Source organism: Ruegeria sediminis (assembly GCF_005938215.1).
In the GTDB taxonomy this organism is placed as follows: Bacteria; Pseudomonadota; Alphaproteobacteria; order Rhodobacterales; family Rhodobacteraceae; genus Ruegeria; species Ruegeria sediminis.
Genome location: NZ_VCPD01000002.1, coordinates 474,843 through 493,367 on the forward strand (window position 1 = coordinate 474,843; position 18,525 = coordinate 493,367).

17 protein-coding genes are annotated in these 18,525 nt (G+C 66.1%); 8 read left to right on the plus strand and 9 right to left on the minus strand.

The genetic code is table 11. The annotated features are described in order from the left end of the window. Positions 1 to 67: 67 nt before the first annotated feature. The 4 genes from FGK63_RS06945 to FGK63_RS06960 all read right to left on the minus strand — a co-directional run bounded on the left by FGK63_RS06945 (position 68) and on the right by FGK63_RS06960 (position 4,861). Positions 68 to 1,066 (minus strand): DctP family TRAP transporter solute-binding subunit, encoded by a 999-nt coding sequence (locus tag FGK63_RS06945; protein WP_138840880.1) that lies wholly within the window; start codon positions 1,064 to 1,066, stop codon positions 68 to 70. Positions 1,067 to 1,371: 305 nt separating this feature from the next. After that, positions 1,372 to 2,601: a sigma-54-dependent transcriptional regulator gene (locus FGK63_RS06950; protein ID WP_138840881.1), complete on the minus strand. Its 1,230-nt coding sequence runs from the start codon at positions 2,599 to 2,601 to the stop codon at positions 1,372 to 1,374. Further along, positions 2,598 to 4,331 carry a sensor histidine kinase gene (locus FGK63_RS06955; RefSeq protein ID WP_138840882.1) on the minus strand — a complete coding sequence of 578 codons (1,734 nt, stop codon included), beginning with the start codon at positions 4,329 to 4,331 and terminating at the stop codon, positions 2,598 to 2,600. Before FGK63_RS06955 ends, FGK63_RS06950 begins: the two co-directional genes overlap by 4 nt. Positions 4,332 to 4,381: 50 nt before the next feature. Further along, entirely contained in the window at positions 4,382 to 4,861 is a 480-nt protein-coding gene (locus tag FGK63_RS06960) for an Lrp/AsnC family transcriptional regulator (RefSeq protein WP_138840883.1), read from the minus strand. A 250-nt stretch (positions 4,862 to 5,111) separates the two neighbouring features. Here FGK63_RS06960 and FGK63_RS06965 point away from each other — a divergent pair, with 250 nt between their 5' ends. The 7 genes from FGK63_RS06965 (at position 5,112) to infC (ending at position 11,420) form a co-directional block, all read left to right on the plus strand. Then, positions 5,112 to 5,426 (plus strand): DUF2849 domain-containing protein, encoded by a 315-nt coding sequence (locus FGK63_RS06965; RefSeq protein ID WP_138840884.1) that lies wholly within the window; start codon positions 5,112 to 5,114, stop codon positions 5,424 to 5,426. A gap of 66 nt (positions 5,427 to 5,492) precedes the next feature. Then, entirely contained in the window at positions 5,493 to 7,157 is a 1,665-nt protein-coding gene (locus FGK63_RS06970; protein ID WP_138840885.1) for a nitrite/sulfite reductase, read from the plus strand. Further along, positions 7,147 to 7,908, plus strand: a complete 762-nt coding sequence (locus tag FGK63_RS06975) for a phosphoadenylyl-sulfate reductase (RefSeq protein ID WP_138840886.1) — start codon at positions 7,147 to 7,149, stop codon at positions 7,906 to 7,908. Before FGK63_RS06970 ends, FGK63_RS06975 begins: the two co-directional genes overlap by 11 nt. After that, positions 7,905 to 8,312, plus strand: a complete 408-nt coding sequence (locus FGK63_RS06980; RefSeq protein WP_138840887.1) for a DUF934 domain-containing protein — start codon at positions 7,905 to 7,907, stop codon at positions 8,310 to 8,312. Before FGK63_RS06975 ends, FGK63_RS06980 begins: the two co-directional genes overlap by 4 nt. A gap of 109 nt (positions 8,313 to 8,421) precedes the next feature. Continuing rightward, the gene (locus FGK63_RS06985) at positions 8,422 to 9,255 is read left to right on the plus strand and encodes a ferredoxin--NADP reductase (RefSeq protein WP_138840888.1); all 834 of its coding nucleotides are present in this window, start codon (positions 8,422 to 8,424) and stop codon (positions 9,253 to 9,255) included. Between the two features lie 109 nt (positions 9,256 to 9,364). Further along, complete coding sequence (locus FGK63_RS06990; protein WP_138840889.1) at positions 9,365 to 10,759, plus strand: alpha/beta fold hydrolase; 1,395 nt, start codon at positions 9,365 to 9,367, stop codon at positions 10,757 to 10,759. A gap of 163 nt (positions 10,760 to 10,922) precedes the next feature. After that, positions 10,923 to 11,420 carry a translation initiation factor IF-3 gene (gene infC, locus FGK63_RS06995; RefSeq protein WP_246043968.1) on the plus strand — a complete coding sequence of 166 codons (498 nt, stop codon included), beginning with the start codon at positions 10,923 to 10,925 and terminating at the stop codon, positions 11,418 to 11,420. Positions 11,421 to 11,492: 72 nt separating this feature from the next. Here infC and FGK63_RS07000 read toward each other — a convergent pair whose 3' ends face one another. Both FGK63_RS07000 and FGK63_RS07005 read right to left on the minus strand, forming a co-directional pair. Further along, on the minus strand, positions 11,493 to 12,815 hold the full coding sequence (locus FGK63_RS07000) for an aspartate aminotransferase family protein (protein ID WP_138840891.1): 1,323 nt from the start codon (positions 12,813 to 12,815) through the stop codon (positions 11,493 to 11,495). Then, on the minus strand, positions 12,812 to 13,612 hold the full coding sequence (locus tag FGK63_RS07005) for a beta-keto acid cleavage family enzyme (RefSeq protein WP_246043969.1): 801 nt from the start codon (positions 13,610 to 13,612) through the stop codon (positions 12,812 to 12,814). The genes FGK63_RS07000 and FGK63_RS07005 overlap by 4 nt, the downstream gene beginning before the upstream one ends. A gap of 93 nt (positions 13,613 to 13,705) precedes the next feature. On the opposite strand from FGK63_RS07005, the gene FGK63_RS07010 reads away from it, so the two are divergent. Next, positions 13,706 to 14,605 carry a MurR/RpiR family transcriptional regulator gene (locus FGK63_RS07010; RefSeq protein WP_138840892.1) on the plus strand — a complete coding sequence of 300 codons (900 nt, stop codon included), beginning with the start codon at positions 13,706 to 13,708 and terminating at the stop codon, positions 14,603 to 14,605. A 61-nt stretch (positions 14,606 to 14,666) separates the two neighbouring features. On the opposite strand, the gene FGK63_RS07015 is transcribed toward FGK63_RS07010, so the two are convergent. The 3 genes from FGK63_RS07015 to FGK63_RS07025 form a co-directional block, all read right to left on the minus strand. Further along, on the minus strand, positions 14,667 to 15,458 hold the full coding sequence (locus FGK63_RS07015; RefSeq protein ID WP_138840893.1) for an FAD binding domain-containing protein: 792 nt from the start codon (positions 15,456 to 15,458) through the stop codon (positions 14,667 to 14,669). 133 nt (positions 15,459 to 15,591) lie between these two features. Continuing rightward, positions 15,592 to 17,952 (minus strand): xanthine dehydrogenase family protein molybdopterin-binding subunit, encoded by a 2,361-nt coding sequence (locus tag FGK63_RS07020; protein ID WP_138840894.1) that lies wholly within the window; start codon positions 17,950 to 17,952, stop codon positions 15,592 to 15,594. Positions 17,953 to 18,038: 86 nt separating this feature from the next. Then, entirely contained in the window at positions 18,039 to 18,524 is a 486-nt protein-coding gene (locus tag FGK63_RS07025; RefSeq protein WP_138840895.1) for a (2Fe-2S)-binding protein, read from the minus strand. Position 18,525 lies beyond the last annotated feature (1 nt).

Below are 18,525 nucleotides of genomic sequence, written 5' to 3' on the forward strand. Positions count from 1 at the left end.
TCCCTTTTTTGGTATTTTTTGTTCGGGCGCGGACGGTTGCCGTCCGCGCCCCGTCATGCGGCCGGCGTCAGGAGCCGTTGCTGTTCTGCGCGGCGTCGAGCATGTCCTGGCCTACGTCGTCCACGAACTGCGCCCAGACGGGCTTCATCGCGTCGACCCATGCCTGGCGCTGTTCGGGCGTCAGTTCGCGCACCGTGCCGCCGGCGGCGACGATGGCTTCGCGGGCCTCGTTGTTGACCTTGGTCGACTCGGCGTTGCGCTCGTCGGTGACCTCTTTGAGGATGGTCAGGAACTGGTCGCGCACGTCCGGTTCGAGGCTGTCGAGCCAATCGACCGAAGTCACCACCAGGTAGTCGATGATGCCGTGGTCGGTCTGCGTGATGCCGTCCTGCACCTCGAAGAACTTCTGGCCGTAGATGTTGGACCAGGTGTTCTCCTGCCCGTCCACGACGCCCTGCTGCAGCGCGCCGTAGACCTCGGAGAAGGCCATCTTCTGCGGGCTGGCGCCCATGGCTTCCATTTGGGCGACCAGCACGTCCGAGGACTGTACGCGGAACTTCAGGCCGTTGGCATCCGAGGGCTCGAGCAGCGGCTTGTTGGCCGACATCTGCTTCATGCCGTTGTGCCAGTAGGCAAGGCCCTGCAGGCCGCGCTTCTGCATGCTGTCGAGCAGCGCCTGGCCGGATTCCGAGCTCTGGAAGGCGTCAACCGCGTCGATGTCCTTGAACACGAAGGGCAGGTCGAAGATGCGGAACTGCTTGGTGAACTTCTCGAATTTCGAGAGCGAGGGCGCGGCCAGCTGCACGTCGCCCTGCAGCATCGCCTCGAGCACCTTGTCGTCGTTGTAGAGCGTGGAGTTCGGATAGACCTCCATGCACATCTTGCCGTTCATCTCTTCGTTGACGCGGCTTTCCAGCAGCGAGGCGGCGATCCCCTTGGGGTGCTTGTCGGTGTTGGTCACATGCGCGAACTTGACCACGATCTCACCGTCTTCGCAGGCGGCCATGCCTGCGGTCGCGGTGACGCTCAGGGCCAGAGCGGTTGCGGCTGTTGTCAGGAATTTCATCTGTCGTTTCCTCCCGATACTCTGAAATATCCGTGCAGAACGCCAAGGCGGCGTCGCAATGCAGGGAGTGAAGCGAATCGCACCGCACCGCTCAACTTTTTGTCGGCGGGTCGTCAAAAAAACGGAAAAACACGTAGATGCAGCGCCTTACGCCGCGTCATTAACCTGCCATCCGGATGCATCTAATCCGGCTGTGCGGTTTCTCACACAGCTGCAGGGCGGTTTGTGCGAAAATCCGCACAATTTGCGAATCAAGCTTGGGAATCACGTACTTGACCGCGGCGCCCTGTTCAGGCCGCCCACCGTCAGCGCCGATAGTCCTCGGGCCGCAGGCCATAGCGCGCCAGCTTGTCGTAGAAGGTCTTGCGCGGCAGTTTCAATGCCTTGGCGGCGTCGGACGCCTTGCCGTTGTGCCGACCCAGCGCAGCGATCAGCAGCGAGCGTTCCACCCGTGCCATCTGCTCGGCCAGGCCCAGTTCGGCGGCCTGCGCCACGTCCTCGGGCATGCCGAGGACAAAGCGCATCGCCGCCGACATCAGCGACCGCGCGTTGCCGGGCCAGTCCTGCGCCATCAGCGCCGCCAGGTGGTCCGGCGTGACCTCGGGCGCGGCGATCCCGGCCTGCTCGGCCGCCTGCGCGACATAGTGGCGGAAGATCACCGGGATGTCCTCGGGGCGTTCGGCCAGCGAGGGGATGCGGACCCGCATCACGTCGAGACGGTAGAACAGGTCGGCGTTGAACTGCCCCTTCGCCACCAGATCCGCCAGGTCGGCGGTGGTGCCGGCGATGATGCGGACCCCGGCCCCCTGCTCGATCAGTTCCAGCGCCGCGTATTGCGTGGCCTCGGGCATGGCCGAAACCTCGTCCAGAAACAGCGATCCGCCCGCGGCGTCCTTGCACAAACGGGCGAATTCGTCGGCCCCCAGCCCCGACGCGGGACGCTTGACGAAAGGCCCCTGGCCCGAGGGCGACATCAGGTGCACGACCTCGGCCACCTTCGAGATGCCGCTGCCCGGCGGGCCGGTCACCAGCACCTCGGCCCCGGTCGGCGCCACGCTGCGCACCCGTTCGCGCAGCGCCTCGGCCTGGGCCGACAGGCCGAAAAGCAGCCGCGCCGCCGGATCGCCGCTTTCCAGCTCGCGTTTCAAAGCCCGGTTTTCCAGCACCTGCGCGCGGACCTGGAAGGCGCGCTTGAGCACCGCCAGCAGGTCGGCGGCGGCGCAGGGCTTTTCGAGAAAGTCGAAGGCGCCCTTGCCCATCGCCTCGACCGCCATCGGAATGTCGCCCTCGCCGGTCAGCAGGATCACCGGCAGGTCCGGGTCGATGCCCTGCGCGTAGTTGAGCAGGTGAAAGCCGTCGCGGCCCGGCATCCGGATGTCGGATAGGATGACGCCGGGAAAGTCCGGCCGGATGTGATCCTTGGCGGCGACGAAAGACCCCGCCGTGACCGGATCGTAGTCGGCCAGTTCCAGCGTCTGCCCCAGCGCCTCGCGCACCGCCGCGTCGTCATCCACCAAAAGCACCTTGCGGGTCATGCGGCCTCTTCCTCGCGCCAGGGGTCGAGATCGACGGTGAACTCCGCGCCTTCCGGGGTGTTCGCGCCACGGATGTCGCCGCCGAAACTCTGCACCATCCCGTAAGAGATCGACAGCCCCAGCCCCATGCCTTCGGAGCTTCCGACCGCCTTGGTGGTGTAGAACGGCTCGAAGATCTTTTCGGGATCCTTGATGCCGGGGCCGGTGTCGCGCACCGACACCGCAAGCCGGGGGCCGGTGCGCAGCACGATTGAGATGCGTTTTTCGCCCTGCCCGGTCATGGCGTCGGCCGCGTTGTTGATCAGGTTGACGAAGACCTGCACCAGACGCACCTCGCCGCCCCAGGCATGGACCGGATCCTCCGGAGGCCGCCAGTCCAGCGTCACCCCGTCCGCGTGCAGCCGCGCCTCGGACAGTTCCACGGCGGTGTTCAGCACTTGCACCAGATCGACCTTGCCCATCGGCTCGCTTTCGTTGCGGGCGAAGGCGCGCAGGTTCTTGATGATGCGGGCCATGCGGGCGGCCATCTGCGAGATCCGGCCCAGGTTCTCGCCGGCCTTGTCCGCCTTGCCGCGCTGCAGGAAGGCGGCGCCGTTGTCCGCGAATTGCCGGATCGCCATCAGCGGCTGGTTCAACTCGTGGCTGATGCCCGCCGACATCTGCCCGAGGGCGCTGAGTTTGCCGGCCTGCACAAGATCCGCCTGCGCGCGTTTGAGCGCGGCCTCGGCCTCCTGCCGCTCGGCCACCTCGCGGCGGAGGGCGGCGTTGACGGCGGTCAGGGCACGGGTGCGCTGCGCCACGCGGCTTTCCAGAACCGCGTTGGCATTGGCCAGGGCGCGCCGCCGCTCGGTCGCCAGGAAGAGCATCGCGCCGAAGGCCAGGCAGATCGCCGCCACCGCCGCCGCCTGCAGCGAGGCAAGCCTGCGCGCCGGGGCCACGTCCATCAGCACCTCGCCCGTCATGCCGATCACCGGCAGATCCCGGACCAGGTGCAGGGCGCGTTCCGGCAGGTACGGCCCCCAGCCCAGCCGCCAGATCTCGTGGGGGCCGACCCAGCTTGCGGCGAAGGCGGGCGGCTCGGCATCCGGCGGGATCAGGCCGGGCTCGCCCTCGGGCCGGGTCCAGAACAGAAGTTCGGAGCGGTTCGAGATGAATACGCGCCCCTGCCGGTCGGTGAAGAACACCGCCTCGGTGCTGCCGCGCCATGTCTGTTCCACGTCCTCGACCGAGGCGATCACGATCAGGGCGCCGCTGACCTGCCCGTCGGCGTCAAAGGCCGGAGCCGCGTAGGTATAGGTGCGCAGGCCAAAGGGTTCGAGAATGCCGTGCTCGCTGCCCAGGGCCCCCTGCATCGCCCGTTCGAAGGCGGCGTTGCCGGTCGCGTCCGGCCCCAGCACGCCCTGCGCAGCGGCCAGAACGCGGCCCTGCGGATCGGCGAAGATCACGTCCATAGCGGCGGTCTTGTCCGCGACCTCGAGCAGCAGCGCCGCCGCCGCGCCGCGCCGGGCGGGATCGTCCAGCCCGCGCAGATCGGGGTGTTCGGCCATCAGGACGGCCAGTTCCAGATAGACCTGAAGCTGCGAGCTGAGCCGGTCCGAGGCCAGTTCCAGATCCGCGTCGGCTTTCTGGCCGAGTTGGGTCAGCGCCTGGCGGTAGCCATAGGACCACACCGCCGCCGAAAGCAGCCCGACGGCAAGCAGAAAGCCGGATATGACCAGAACGCGATGCATCACCTAGGGTCTTGCATTAGCGGGAGCTTATGGCAAGTCCGCCCCGCCGCTCAGCTTTCGGCCAGCGCATCGAGCGGCAGCATGGTGGTGGACTTGATCTCTTCCATCGACAGGAGCGCGGTGACGTTGTGCACCCGCACTTCGGAGATCAGCGCCTGGTAGAAGGCGTCGTAGGCGCGGGCGTTTTTCACCCGGACCTTGAGGATGTAGTCGATGTCGCCGGCCAGCCGGTGCGCCTCCTGCACTTCCGGGCGGTCGCGCAGCGCCTGGAGGAAGCGTTTCTGCCATTCCGCCTCGTGCTCGGAGGTGCGAATGAGGACGAAGAATGTGGCCTCGAATCCCAGCGCCTCGGCGTCGAGCAGGACCGTCTGCTGGCCGATCACGCCCGCGCCCTTCAGCTTGCGGATGCGATTCCAGACGGGCGTCTTGGAACTGCCCACGCGGGCGGCGATTTCGTCCAGCGACTGGCTGGCGTCGCGCTGCAGCTCGGCCAGAATTTTCCGATCCGTGTCATCTATCCGCACCGACATTCCTGAATTTCCCCTCTTTCAAAACCGACGTTCCGATTATTGCCATCACCGGAACGCTTGTTCTTATTTCTCCGCCCATATGGCGATACTGCGGGAATATTTCCTATATTGCACCTCAAGTCAAACATACTCGGGGACGCCCAATGCGAACCATCACCGCGCAGAAGATCGATGTGCATTTCGGCAGCGCAGGCCGCGTCCCGGCCATTTCGACAGTGGCCCTGATCGGATTCAAGAAGGAGCTTGCCTGATGGCGCGCGCATTCACCCCCAAAGTCGTTACCGCCAATGACCTGCTGGAAGGCGACGTGATCTACCTGACCGCCGATGACCGCTGGTCCCGCGACCTGTCGGAGGCCGAACTGATCACCGACGAAGCCCACGCGCAGCTGCGCCTGCTGGAGGCCGAGCGCCAGAAGAACCGGGTCGTTGGCGCATATCTTGCCGACGCGGCGGCCGGGAAATCCGGCCCCGAACCGACCCATTTCCGGGAGGAGTTCCGCCGGACTGGTCCGTCCAACTATGCACACGGCAAACAGGAATCCTCCCCGCAGCCCCGGGCCTGATCCACGGCCCCCTTCTCTCCCTTCAACAGGCCCCGGGTCCGGGGCTGCAACAAGGACAGCCAGACAATGTATCGCTACTCCGAGTTCGACAAAGCCTTTCTCGCCGAGCGCAATGCACAGTTCCGCGCCCAGGTCGAGCGTCGCATCGACGGTTCGCTGACCGAGGACGAGTTCAAGCCGCTGCGCCTGATGAACGGCCTGTACCTGCAGCTGCACGCCTACATGCTGCGGGTGGCGATCCCCTACGGCACGCTGAACAGCGCGCAGATGCGGCAGCTGGCGCTGCTGGCGGAGAAGTGGGACAAGGGCTATGGCCATTTCACCACCCGCCAGAACATCCAGTACAACTGGCCCAGGCTGCGCGACGTGCCGGACATGCTGGACGCGCTGGCCGAGGTCGGGCTGCACGCGATCCAGACCAGCGGCAACACCATCCGCAACGTGACCGCCGACCATTTCGCCGGCGCTGCCGCGGACGAGGTCGCCGACCCGCGCCCCTATGCCGAGCTGCTGCGCCAGTGGTCCACCGACCACCCGGAATTCCAGTTCATGCCGCGCAAGTTCAAGATCGCCATCACCGGCAGCGAGAACGACCGCGCCGTGATCAAGGCGCATGACATCGGCCTGCAGCTGGTCGAGCGGGACGGCGTTCTGGGCGCCCGCGTCATCGTCGGCGGCGGCCTGGGCCGCACCCCGATGATCGGCAAGGAACTGGCCGAGTTCGTCGCCTTCGACGATCTGCTCGCCTATCTGGAGGCCACGGTTTCGGTCTGGAACCAGATCGGCCGCCGCGACAACAAGTTCAAGGCCCGGATCAAGATCACCGTGCACGAGCACGGCATCGACGCCATCCGCGCGCGCGTCAACGAACGCTTCGTCAAGGTCCGCGGCCAGTTCAAGGGCGCCGACATGGCGCTGCTGGACGAGATCAAGGGCCATTTCGCCCCGCCCGCCTTCCGCGGCGGTTCGGTCGCCGCGTTCGAGAGCGCCTATTCCAACGATCCGGTGTTCCGGTCGTGGGTCGATACCAACATCGCGCCGCACAAGAAGGCCGATCATGCGATCGTGACGATCTCGATCAAGAAGCACGGCGCGACGCCGGGCGACGCCACCGCCGAACAGATGCGGGTGATGGCCGACCTGGCCGAAGAGTTCGCCTATGACGAGCTGCGCATCAGCCATGAGCAGAACGTGATCCTGCCGCATGTCCACAAGTCGGACCTGCCGGCGATCCACGCCAGGCTCAAGCAGCATGACCTGGCGACCGCGAATATCGGGCTGATCAGCGACATCATCGCCTGCCCCGGCATGGATTACTGCGCCCTTGCGACCGCCCGGTCGATCCCGGTCGCGCAGCAGATCGCGACCCGCTTCGACGAGCTGAAGCTGGAGCACGACATCGGCCACATGAAGATCAAGATCTCGGGCTGCATCAACGCCTGCGGGCATCACCATGTCGGCCATATCGGCATCCTTGGCCTAGACCGCGCCGGCGTCGAGAACTACCAGATCACGCTGGGCGGCGACGGGACCGAAAACGCGGCGATCGGCGAGCGGGTCGGCCCCGGCTTTGCCTATGACGAGATCGTCCCGGCGGTCGAGCGTCTGGTCTACGCCTATCTCGACCTGCGCGAAGGGCCCGAGGAGACCTTTTTGCAGACCTACCGCCGGGTGGGCATGGCGCCGTTCAAGGCTGCCCTCTACCCCGAGGCCCGGGCCAATGCCGCTTGACGAGATCCAGACCGAGCTGGGCCGCGAGCGCCGCGCGCTGACCGAGCAGGTCGCGGCGCTGAACGCGCGCTACCGGCATCACAGCGCCCATGACGTGATGCATGGGGCGCTGGAGGATGCGGGCGAGATCGCGCTGGTCTCGAGCTTTGGCGCCGAGTCGGTGGTGCTGCTGCACATGGCCGCGGTGATCGACAAGAGCATCCCGGTGCTGTTCGTGGACACGCAGATGCTGTTCACCGAAACGCTGGTCTACCAGCAGGAGGTAAGCGAGCGGCTGGGGCTGAGGAACGTGCGGGTCATCCGCGCCGAGGAAGAAGACCTGCAGCGCGACGACCCCTATGGCGCGCTGCGCCTGCGCGACCCCGACGCCTGCTGCGTGCTGCGCAAGACGATCCCGCTGCAGCGGGCGCTGGCGGGCTATGATGGCTGGATCACCGGTCGCAAGCGGTTCCAGTCGGGCACCCGCGCGGCGCTGGAGTTCTTCGAGGTCGAGGACGGCACCGGCCGCATCAAGGTCAACCCGCTGGCCCATTGGGCGCCCGAGGACGTGCGCGTCTACATGGAGGAAAACCGGCTGCCGCGGCATCCGCTGGTGGCCCGGGGCTATCCCTCGATCGGCTGCGCGCCCTGCACCTCGCCGGTGAAGGAAGGCGAAGATCCCCGCGCCGGGCGCTGGCGCGATCAGAACAAGGAAGAATGCGGCATCCATTTCGTGAACGGAAAGATGGTCCGCGCCGGAGAGAAAGAATGACTGTGATCGTGACTGACGAGGGCTTTCAGCCCGAAGACTGGACCGACGGCTTTGTCGCGCTGGACGATGCCGCGAACGACGTTGTGGCGCTGGACGTGACGTCGGATGCGGACCCGGACGATCTGGCCGAACGGCTGGGCGGCGTAAGGATGGTGCGGGTGGATTTCCCCTCTTTCGCCGATGGCCGCGGCTTTACCATCGCCCGCACCCTGCGCCTGAAGGGCTATACGGGGCGGCTGCGCGCCAAGGGTCACGTGCTGGCGGACCAGTACGCGATGGCCCGCCGCAGCGGCTTTGACGAGGTCGAGATCGACGACGCCCTCGCCGCCCGCCAGCCCGAGGATCAGTGGCTTGCCCGCGCCGACTGGCGGGCGCACGACTACCAGTCCCGCCTGCGCGGCTGAGCACGCCCCCTGCCGACGCGAGGTCGCCGGGGGGGCATAATGTCCCCTTTTCCTGACTTGGATCAAAGCTTAAACGGAGATGCCGGTTTAGCAGACCGGCAGTGAAACGATGACAGAGATGAAATCCGTGACCGAAGCAACCGCCGTGAAGGCCCCCACCCTGCCCGACGCCCAGACCGTCACAGACGTGAAGCATTGGACCGACAGCCTGTTTTCGTTCCGCGTGTCGCGTCCCGCCTCGCTGCGCTTCCGTTCGGGCGAGTTCGTGATGATCGGGCTGCTGGGGGACAACGGCAAGCCGCTGCTGCGCGCCTATTCGATTGCTTCGCCCGCCTGGGACGAGGAGCTGGAGTTCTATTCGATCAAGGTGCAGGACGGGCCGCTGACCTCGAAGCTGCAGCACATCAAGCCGGGCGACCAGATCATCCTGCGCCCCAAGCCGGTCGGCACGCTGGTGCATGACGCGCTGCTGCCGGGCAAGCGGATCTGGTTCTTTGCCACCGGCACCGGCTTTGCGCCCTTTGCCTCGCTGCTGCGCGAGCCGCAGACCTACGAGGATTACGACGAGGTCGTCATCACCCATACCTGCCGCGAGGTGGCCGATCTGGAATATGGCCGCCAGCTGATCGAGGAGATCCGGCAGGACGAACTGCTGGCCGAACTGATCGGCGAGGGATTTGCCGACAAGATCCGCTATTACCCGACCACCACCCGCGAAGAGAGCCCGCGGATGGGCCGGATCACCGACCTGCTGAAGGACGGCACGGTGTTCGCGGATCTGGGCATCGAAGGCGGCATCAAGCCCGAGACCGACCGCGCCATGGTGTGCGGTTCGCTGGCGTTCAACCATGACATCAAGGCCATCCTTGAAGAGTTCGGCCTGCGCGAGGGCGCCAATTCGGACCCCAAGGAATTCGTGATCGAAAAGGCCTTTGTCGGCTGATTCCACCTGACCTGTCACAATTGTTACCGCCCCCGGAACAAACCTTCGTTTCGAGGGCGCTTTGTTGTATGATTCGGCTCAATATCGGGGATCAAGATTGGAGGGCGGCATGCAACGTCGGCTCACCACTGTTCTGATTGCCGATACCGCCGGTTACACCCGCCTGGTCGAAGCGGACGAGGTCGGGGTCCTGGGACGGCAGCGCGCGCATCTGCGCGAACTCGTCTACCCCACCATCGAACGGAATCGCGGGCGCGTCATCAAATCGACGGGCGACGGCATGATGGTCGAGTATCAAAGCGTGCGAGAGGCCGTCCGCTGCGCCATCGACGTGCAGATGAAGATGCTCCGCCGCGAGGGAAACCAGCCGGACGAAAACCGCATCCAGTACCGCGTCGGCGTCAACATGGGCGACATGGTCGAGGAGGAAGGCGACCTTTATGGCGAGGACGTCAACGTCGCGGCCCGGCTGGAGCAATTGGCCGAACCGGGCGGCGTCTGCATCTCGGACCCCGTTCACCAGCTGGTGCAGAACCACATTCCGGAAACCTTTACCGACCTGGGGTCGCAGATGGTCAAGAACCTTTCGCGCCCCATCCGAGTCTGGCAATGGACGCCGCGGTCGCGCGACCGGTTTGCGGGCGCGGAAGAGATCTCGCGGATGCAGAAGGTCGAATTCTGCACGGCGCCGGACGGGGTGCAGCTGGCCTATGCCTCGGTGGGCGAAGGCCCCGCGATGTTCAAGATGCCGAACTGGCTGAACCACCTGGAATACGACTGGTCCAGCCCGATCTGGGGCCCGCTGCTGCATGATCTGGCCTCGCAATACCGGCTGGTCCGGTTCGACCAGCGCGGCACAGGGCTGTCGGACTGGTCGGTGGAGGACATCTCGAACGAGGCGATGCTGCACGACGTGGAAGCCGTGGTCGACTCGGCCGGGCTGGACCGTTTCGCGATCCTGGCCGCCTCGCAGGGCTGCGCCATCGCGATCCGTTACGCGGTGGCCCATCCCGAACGGGTGCGCTGCATCGTCATGTGCGGCGGGTTCGTGCGCGGAATGCTCAAGCGCAACCTGCCGGAACAGGAAGAGCTTCACAGCGCGACGACACAGATCATCCGCGCCGGCTGGGGTTCGGTGGTGCCGGCCTTCCGGCACATGTTCACCGAGATCTTCCTGCCCGACGGCAGCCCCACGCAGAAAAGCAGCTTTGACGAGTTGCAGCGCGTCGCCTCGTCGGCCGAGAACGCGGCCCGGATCAACGAGATGAACGGGCGCTGCGACGTGTCGGATCTGGCGCCGCAGGTTTCGGTACCGGTGCTGGTCGCCCATGCCGAGGGCGACAAGCGGGTTCCGCTGGAAGAGGGCCGGCGCATGGCCGCGCTGATCCCGGGCGCCGAGTTCGTGACCCTGCCGGGCAACAACCACATGCTGCTGCCGGGAACGCCCGCCTATGACCAATTCCGCCGCCTGCTGAGCGACTTTGTCGCCGCTCATGCGGATTGAGGTGGTTTTGCGCCGAAAACCTTTGCTTTCGCATCGCTTGCCGCTTGAAACGGTCAGCGCGCCGGTCTAAATTCCGGCCTCGAATTTCTGCAACAAACAAAGGAATGAACCCATAGCCCGCAGACCTCACAACGCGCCGCCGCAACGCGACACCGGCCCGCGCGTGAACGAAAAGATCCGTGCTCCCGAAATCCGCCTGATCGGCGCTGATGGCGAAAACGTCGGGGTGGTTCATCCCGCCAAGGCCATGCAGATGGCAGAAGAAGCCGGTCTTGATCTGGTCGAGATCTCGCCCAATGCCACTCCGCCGGTCTGCAAGATCATGGACTTTGGCAAGTACAAGTACGAACAGCAGAAACGCGAAAGCGAAGCCCGCAAGAAACAGAAGATCATCGAGGTGAAGGAGGTCAAGTTCCGGCCGAACACCGACACCCATGACTACGACGTGAAGATGCGGAACGTCGTCAAGTTTCTGGAACACGGCGACAAGGTGAAGATCACCCTGCGCTTCCGCGGCCGCGAGATGGCGCACCAGAACCTGGGGCGCGACCTGCTGGAACGTGTGGCCGAGGACATCAAGGAAATCGGCAAGGTCGAGAACATGCCGAAGATGGAAGGCCGTCAGATGATCATGATGATCGGCCCCCTGCCGCAGAAATAAGCGCGGCACCTGCCCTGAGATCAGGCCCTGTCAGAGATGTCTGGCAGGGCCTTCGTGTTTTCGGCCCGGGGATCACCCGGGGAGGGAGGCGTCGATCGCGCGGCCCAGTTTCCCGACCAGTTCACCGATCTGCGCGTCTTCGATGATGAAGGGCGGCGCCAGCAGGATGTGGTCGCCCAGCCTGCCGTCGCGGGTTCCCGACATCGGGTAGCAGATCAGACCCTCGGCCAGAGCGGCCTTCTTGATCTTGGCGGCGACGCCCAGGGCTGGGTCGAAGGGGGCCTTGGCGTCCCGGTCCGCCACCAGTTCGATGCCGCGGAACAGGCCCCTGCCGCGCAGGTCGCCCACGTTGGGATGCTGTCCGAAGGCGGCTTCCAGCGCCGATTGCAGCTTTTGGCCCATCGCGCCCGCGCGGGCCGGAAGATCGCGTCCGGTCAGTTCGCGCACCACCGCAAGGGCCGCGGCAGTGGCGACGGGGTGGCCGATATAGGTGTGGCCGTGCTGGAAGAACCCCGAGCCGTCGCGGATCGCGTCATAGATCGCACCGGTGCAGAGCATGGCGCCGATCGGCTGATACCCTGCGCCCAGCCCCTTGGCGATGCACAGGATGTCGGGGGCCACCCCGTCGTGGTCGCAGGCGAACAGGTGGCCGGTCCGGCCCATGCCGCACATCACCTCGTCCAGGATCAGGAGCACGCCGTATTTGTCGCAGATCTCGCGGATGCGCTTGAAATAGCCATCCACCGCCGGAACCGCGCCCAGCGTCGCGCCGACCACGGGTTCGGCCATGAAGGCCATGACGGTTTCCGGACCGAGGCGCAGGATTTCCTCCTCAAGCTCGCCCGCGACGCGCTGGCCGTAGTCGTGACTGTTCTCGTCCTCGGGTTTTTCGGCGTATTCGTAGCAGGGCGCGATGTGGCTCATCTCGATCAGGAGCGGCGCGAACTGCGCCCGCCGCCAGGCGTTGCCGCCCGCCGACAGCGCGCCCAGCGTGTTGCCGTGATAGCTCTGCCGCCGGGCGATCACGCGGCGGCGTTCGGGCTGGCCGGTTTCAAGGAAATACTGGCGCGCCAGCTTGATCGCAGCCTCCGTCGCCTCGGAGCCGCCCGAGACGAAATAGACCCGGTCCAGATCGCCGGGGGCGTGTTCGATCAGCAGATCCGCCAGCGCCTCGGCCGGTTCCGAGGTCATGAAGCCGGTATGCGCGAAGGCGATCTTTTCCACCTGCTCCTGCACCGCCCTGATGACGGCCGGGTTGGAATGGCCGAGGCACGACACGGCGGCGTCGCCGCAGTCGAGATAGCGTTTGCCCTCGGCGTCGATCAGGTAGCAGCCATCGCCGCCTGCCGCGACGGGCAGAACGGATTTCGTGTGGCGGGGGAAGACGTGGCTCATGTGCGGCTCCTTTCGAGTGCTGTGACCAGTGCCGCGACGGACGCGGCGTTGTCGGCCCAGGGGATGCCGTCGGCATCGGTCAGGCCGTTTTCGAATCCAACCCGCAAGTCGCCGCCGCGCGCGGCGGCGGCAAGCAGGCAGGCATGTTCCTGCGGTCCGAAGGCGCAGACCATCCAGGGCGCGTCCGTCGGAAGGAACCGGTCCAGATCCTCGGGGCGCGAGACCTGTCCAGTCGCATAGCGGCCCAGGACGAACAGCCTGTCGGCCTGTTCGGGCCGGACGATGCCCTGCGACCGCCAGCGCGTCAGTAGGGCGACGTCTTCGGCATCATAAAGGATGTGCTGCACGCGCGTCCCCTGCGCCGCGCAGGCGCCGTAGACGCGGTCGACAAGCTCGGGCTCGCGCGCGATCTCGCGCACCGAGATCGAGGCCCAGTAGGGGCACACCGCCAGGACGCAGGCCAGCTGTGCGGACACGTCGTAGATCCCGGCGGCCTCGGTGGTGATCTGGACCTGCATCTGCGGAACGGCCTGCCGCAATTCGCCCAGCACCTCGCGATAGCGTCCGGGGTCAAGGGAATGGCGGCCGTCGGCGTCCCGCACGTGCAGGTGCAACCCCTGCGCCCCGGCGGCGAAACAGGCGCGGGCGGCGGCGACGGTCTCGTCGGTGGTCACAGGTAGCGCCGGATGATCCGAGTGCCCGCGCCGCGCCCCGTTCGGAGCCACCAGGATATAGGGCATACCCGTTCGCGAATGCCGCGCGCTTTCAGGGCCGGGAAAGTGAGAGCCGTGGTTCATGTTTCGCACCGTTTGACCAGCGTAGCAGGCAGATGCGCCCAACCGGCCGCGTTTTCAATTTCAATTCATCATAACATATGTTTTATTTTCGCCATGCCGCCGACACCCGCCCAGATCCTCGCCCGTCTCCGGGCGGAAATCGACACCCTGCCGCCGCAGCTTCAGGCCGCGGCGAAACATGTCATCGATCATCCCGGCGATTTCGGGATCGACCCGGTCCGCGTCACCGCCGCCAGGATCGGGGTCAGCACCAACGCGCTGGTGCGGTTGGCCGAACGCTTGGGGTTCGACGGGTTCGACGCCTTCCGCGAACCGTTCCGTGCCGCGCTGGTCACCGAAAGCGAGGACAGGCTGGGGTCCGACTGGCTGGACCGGATGGCGCAGGGCGACGCCTTTGCCGGAAAGCAATCCGCCCTTGCCCGCAACGAGATCAACATCGTCGCGCGGTCGCTTCGGTTGATGGCGCCCGAAAGGGTGCAGGCCGCGGTCGGTCACGTCACCGGGGCCAAACGGTGCTTCGTCACCGCGACGCGGGCCAGCTATGCCCTTGCCTACTATTTTCACTACGTGGGCCGGATGGCGCTGCCGGGGCTGCAGCTGGTGCCGCGGCACATGGGGTCGGCGCTGGACGATCTGCTGGATGCGGACGGGAACGATTGCCTGCTGGCCATCACCTTTGCCCCCTACTCGGCCGAGACCATCAGATCGCTGCGTTTCGCCCGCGACCGCGGCGCGCGCATCGTGCTGATCTCGGACAGCGAGGTCATCGCGCCGCGGATCGAGCCCGATGTCGTCCTGCCGGTCAGCACACAATCGTTGCATCATTTCGGCTGTTTCGCCGGCGCGATGGTGGTGCTGGATTGCCTGCTGGGCCACCTGGTCGCCGCCGGAGGCGACGCGGCACGCCAACGCATCGCGGATTACGAGGCGATGCGCGAGGACACCGCCGCCTATTGGAAGGCGCCGCGGAAACCGCGCGTCCGTGGCGGCTGAGCCGGAACGAAGAACCCCCGCGCTGCGGCGGGGGCTCCATGAGGCAATGTCACGCCGGGCGTCAACCGGCCGCGGCGACCGCGCGCCGGGTCAGAACGCCCACCAGATGGGCGCGGTATTCCTTGCTGCCGTGCAGATCGCCGATCATGTTCATGGGGTTGATCCTCAAGCCCATGACCGCATCGGGACGGAACTCCCTGCTCAGCGCCTGCTCGGCCTCGCCCCAGCGGAAAACGCCGTCCTCCGAGGCCCCGGTCACCGCGACCCGCACGCCGTCGGCGTATCTGGCCACGAACACCCCCACCAGCGCAAAGCGCGAGGCGGGCTGCAGGAACTTCTGATAGTTCGCGGCCTGCGGCACCGGGAAGCGCACCGAGGTGATGATCTCGGCATCGGACAGGGCCGTGGTGAACATGCCCTGGAAGAAGTCATCTGCGGCGATGTCGCGCGCGTTGGTGCGGATCGTTGCGCCCGACCCCAGAACCGCCGCCGGATAACAGGCGGAGGGGTCGTTGTTGGCCAGCGAGCCGCCGATCGTGCCGCGGTTGCGCACCGCGGGATCGCCGATATGGCTGGCAAGCTCGGCCAGCGCCGGGTACTTGTCCGCCGCCTCGCGCGCCACGGTGGCATGGGTCGTGCCGCCGCCGATGGCGAGCGATCCGTCATCCTCGACGCAGACGCCCTTCATCTCGGCGATGCCGCTCAGGCTCACCAGTTTGGCCGGCGCCGCCAGCCGCTGCTTCAGCGTGGGGATCAGGGTCTGCCCGCCACCCAGCGCCTGGGCTTCTTCCGCGCCCAGCGCGGCTACCGCTTCGGCGACCGTCGAGGGCTTTTCGAACTCGAAACTGTACATTTCGCTTTTCCTTTCCGAAGAGCGTCGGTCCGCCCTTCATCTTTTCTGGAAATTCCCCGGGGGTTGCCATTGTCGCGCCATTGGTCCGAGGGACAATGGCGACGGGGCAGGCCCCCGGTCCCTTGCCATCCGCTTATCCGTTCATCGCCGCCCAGACGCGCGACGGGCTGACCGGCATGTCGATATGCTCGACCTTCTTGCCGCCGGAATGCAGCGCGTCGATCACCGCGTTCACCACCGCCGGCGGCGAGCCGATGGCGCCCGCCTCGCCGCAGCCCTTCACGCCCAGCGGGTTGTGGGTGCAGGGGGTCCGGCTGGAATGGTCCACGGTGTAGAACGGCACGTCGTCGGCGCGCGGCATGGCGTAGTCCATGTAAGACGCGCTCAGCAACTGGCCGTTCTCGTCATAGACGCAGTTTTCCAGCAGCGCCTGGCCGATGCCCTGGCCGATACCGCCATGAACCTGACCGTCGACGATCATCGGATTGATGATGTTGCCGAAGTCGTCCGCCGCGGTGAACCGTTCGATCGTGACCTTGCCGGTTTCCGGATCGACCTCGACCTCGCAGGCATAGGCGCCGGCCGGGAAGGTGAAGTTCGCCGGATCGTAGAAGGCGGTCTCCTCCAGCCCCGGCTCGACTTCCAGCGGGAAGTTGTGGGGCACGTAGGCCGTCAGCGTGACATCGCCCCAGGCCACCGACTTGTCGGTGCCCGCGACGGTGAACTGACCGTCCTTCAGCTCGATATCCGCTTCCGAGGCTTCCAGCAGATGGGCCGCGATCTTCTTGGCCTTGTCGATGACCTTTTCTGTCGCCTTGACCATGGCCGAGCCGCAGACCGCCAGCGAGCGCGACCCGTAGGTGCCCATGCCGAACGGGATCTTCGACGTGTCGCCATGCACGATCTCGACCATCGACTCGTCGATGCCGATCATCTCGGCCACCACCTGCGGGAAGGCGGTCTCGTGCCCCTGGCCGTGGCTGTGGGCGCCCACCATCACGCTGATCGAGCCGGTGGCGTTCACCCGCACGGTCGCCGCGTCGTAGAGCCCGGCGCGCGCGCCCAGCATCCCGACGATGTTCGACGGCGCGATGCCGCAGGCCTCGATGTAGCAGTTGATGCCAAGTCCCCGCAGCTTGCCGTTGGCCTCGCTTTGCGCGCGCCGCGCGGCGAAACCGGCCAGGTCGGCGGCGGCTTCGAGCTTGTCCATGGTGCCGTTGTAGTCCCCGGTGTCATAGGTCAGCGCGACCGGCGTGTCATAGGGGAACTGGGTGATGAAGTTCTGCCGCCTGAGCGCGATCGGATCGACGCCCAGTTCGCGCGCCGCCTTGTCGATGACGCGTTCCAGCTGGAACGTCGCCTCGGGACGGCCCGCGCCGCGATAGGCATCGACCGGCACGGTGTTCGTGAACATCGCCTTCACGTTCACCTGTATCACCGGCGTCTTGTAGTTGCCCGCCATCAGCGTCCCGTGCAGCCAGGTCGGAACCGAGCTGGAGAAGGTGGACAGATAGGCCCCGAGGTTGGCGTAAGTGTCGGTGCGCAGCCCGATGAAGTTGTTCTGCGCATCCAGCGCCAGCTGGATCGTGGTGACGTGATCGCGCCCCTGCGCGTCCGACAGGAACGCCTCGCTGCGGCTCGAGGTCCATTTGACCGGCCGGTTGCAGGCCTTGGCGGCGAAGGTGCAGAACGCCTCTTCGGCATAGTGGAAGATCTTGGAGCCGAAGCCGCCGCCCACGTCCGGCGCGACGACGCGCACCTTGTGCTCGGGCAACCCGAGGACGAAAGCGCACATCAAGAGCCGGATCACGTGCGGGTTCTGCGACGTGGTGTAGAGCGTGTATTCGTCGGTTCCGCGGCTGTATTCGGCCACGCAGACGCGCGGCTCCATCGGGTTGGCCACGAGCCGGTTGTTGGTCAGCTCCAGCGTCGTCACATGCGCCGCGTTGGCGAACACCTCGTCCACCTTGGCGTTGTCGGCCTCGCCCAGCATCCAGTCGTAGCAGATGTTGTTCTTGAGGTCGTCATGGACCTTGACCGAGCCTTCCTGCGCCGCCGCCTTCATGTCGGTCACGGTCGGAAGCTCCTCGATGTCGAAGGCGATCGCCTCGGCCGCGTCGCGGGCCTGTTCCAGGCTGTCGGCAACCACGGCGGCGATCGGATCGCCCACGTGACGCACCTTGCCCTGCGCGAGGATCGGGTGCGGCGGTTCCTGCATCGGCGCGCCGTGCCGGTCGGCCACTTCCCAGCCGCAGGGCAGCCCGCCCACGCCTTCGAAATCCTTGCCGGTGAAGACGCGCACGACGCCCGGCATGGACTCGGCGTCCGAGGTGTCGATGCTGTTGATCCGGCCATGCGCGATGTCGGACCGCAGGAAATAGACATACGCCTGACCGCGCACGTTGATGTCATCCGTGTAATTGCCTGATCCGGTCAGGAAGCGCACGTCCTCGCGGCGCTTGGAACTGGCTCCGATGCCACTGTCTTTGGGCATTGCTTGTTCTCCTCCCATGTGGGTCGGCGGGATTGGCCCCGCCCTGCATCCGTGACGGTCGGGCGGGGATCATCCCGCCACCCCCGTTATTCGGCGGCGATGGCGCCCACGTCCTGTCCGGACGCGGCCATGATCGCCTTGACGATGTTGTGATAGCCGGTGCAGCGGCAGATGTTGCCTTCGAGATATTCGCGGATCTCGGTCTCGGTCGGCCTGGGATTGTCCTTGAGCAGCGCCGCCGCCGACATCACCATGCCCGGCGTGCAGAAGCCGCATTGCAGGCCGTGGTGATCCTGGAACGCCTGCTGGATCACGTTCAGCGATCCGTCGGCATTGGCCTGTCCCTCGATGGTGCCCACCTCGGCCCCGTCGGCCTCGAGCGCCAGCATGTTGCAGGACTTCACCGCCTCGCCGTCCACATGCACCACGCAGGCGCCGCATTGTCCGGTGTCGCAGCCCACGTGAGTGCCGGTCAGCGACAGGTGATCGCGCAGAAAGCTGGACAGCAGCGTCCGCCCCTCCACATCACCGCTCACGGACTTCCCGTTCACGGTCATCGAGACCTGTGTCATG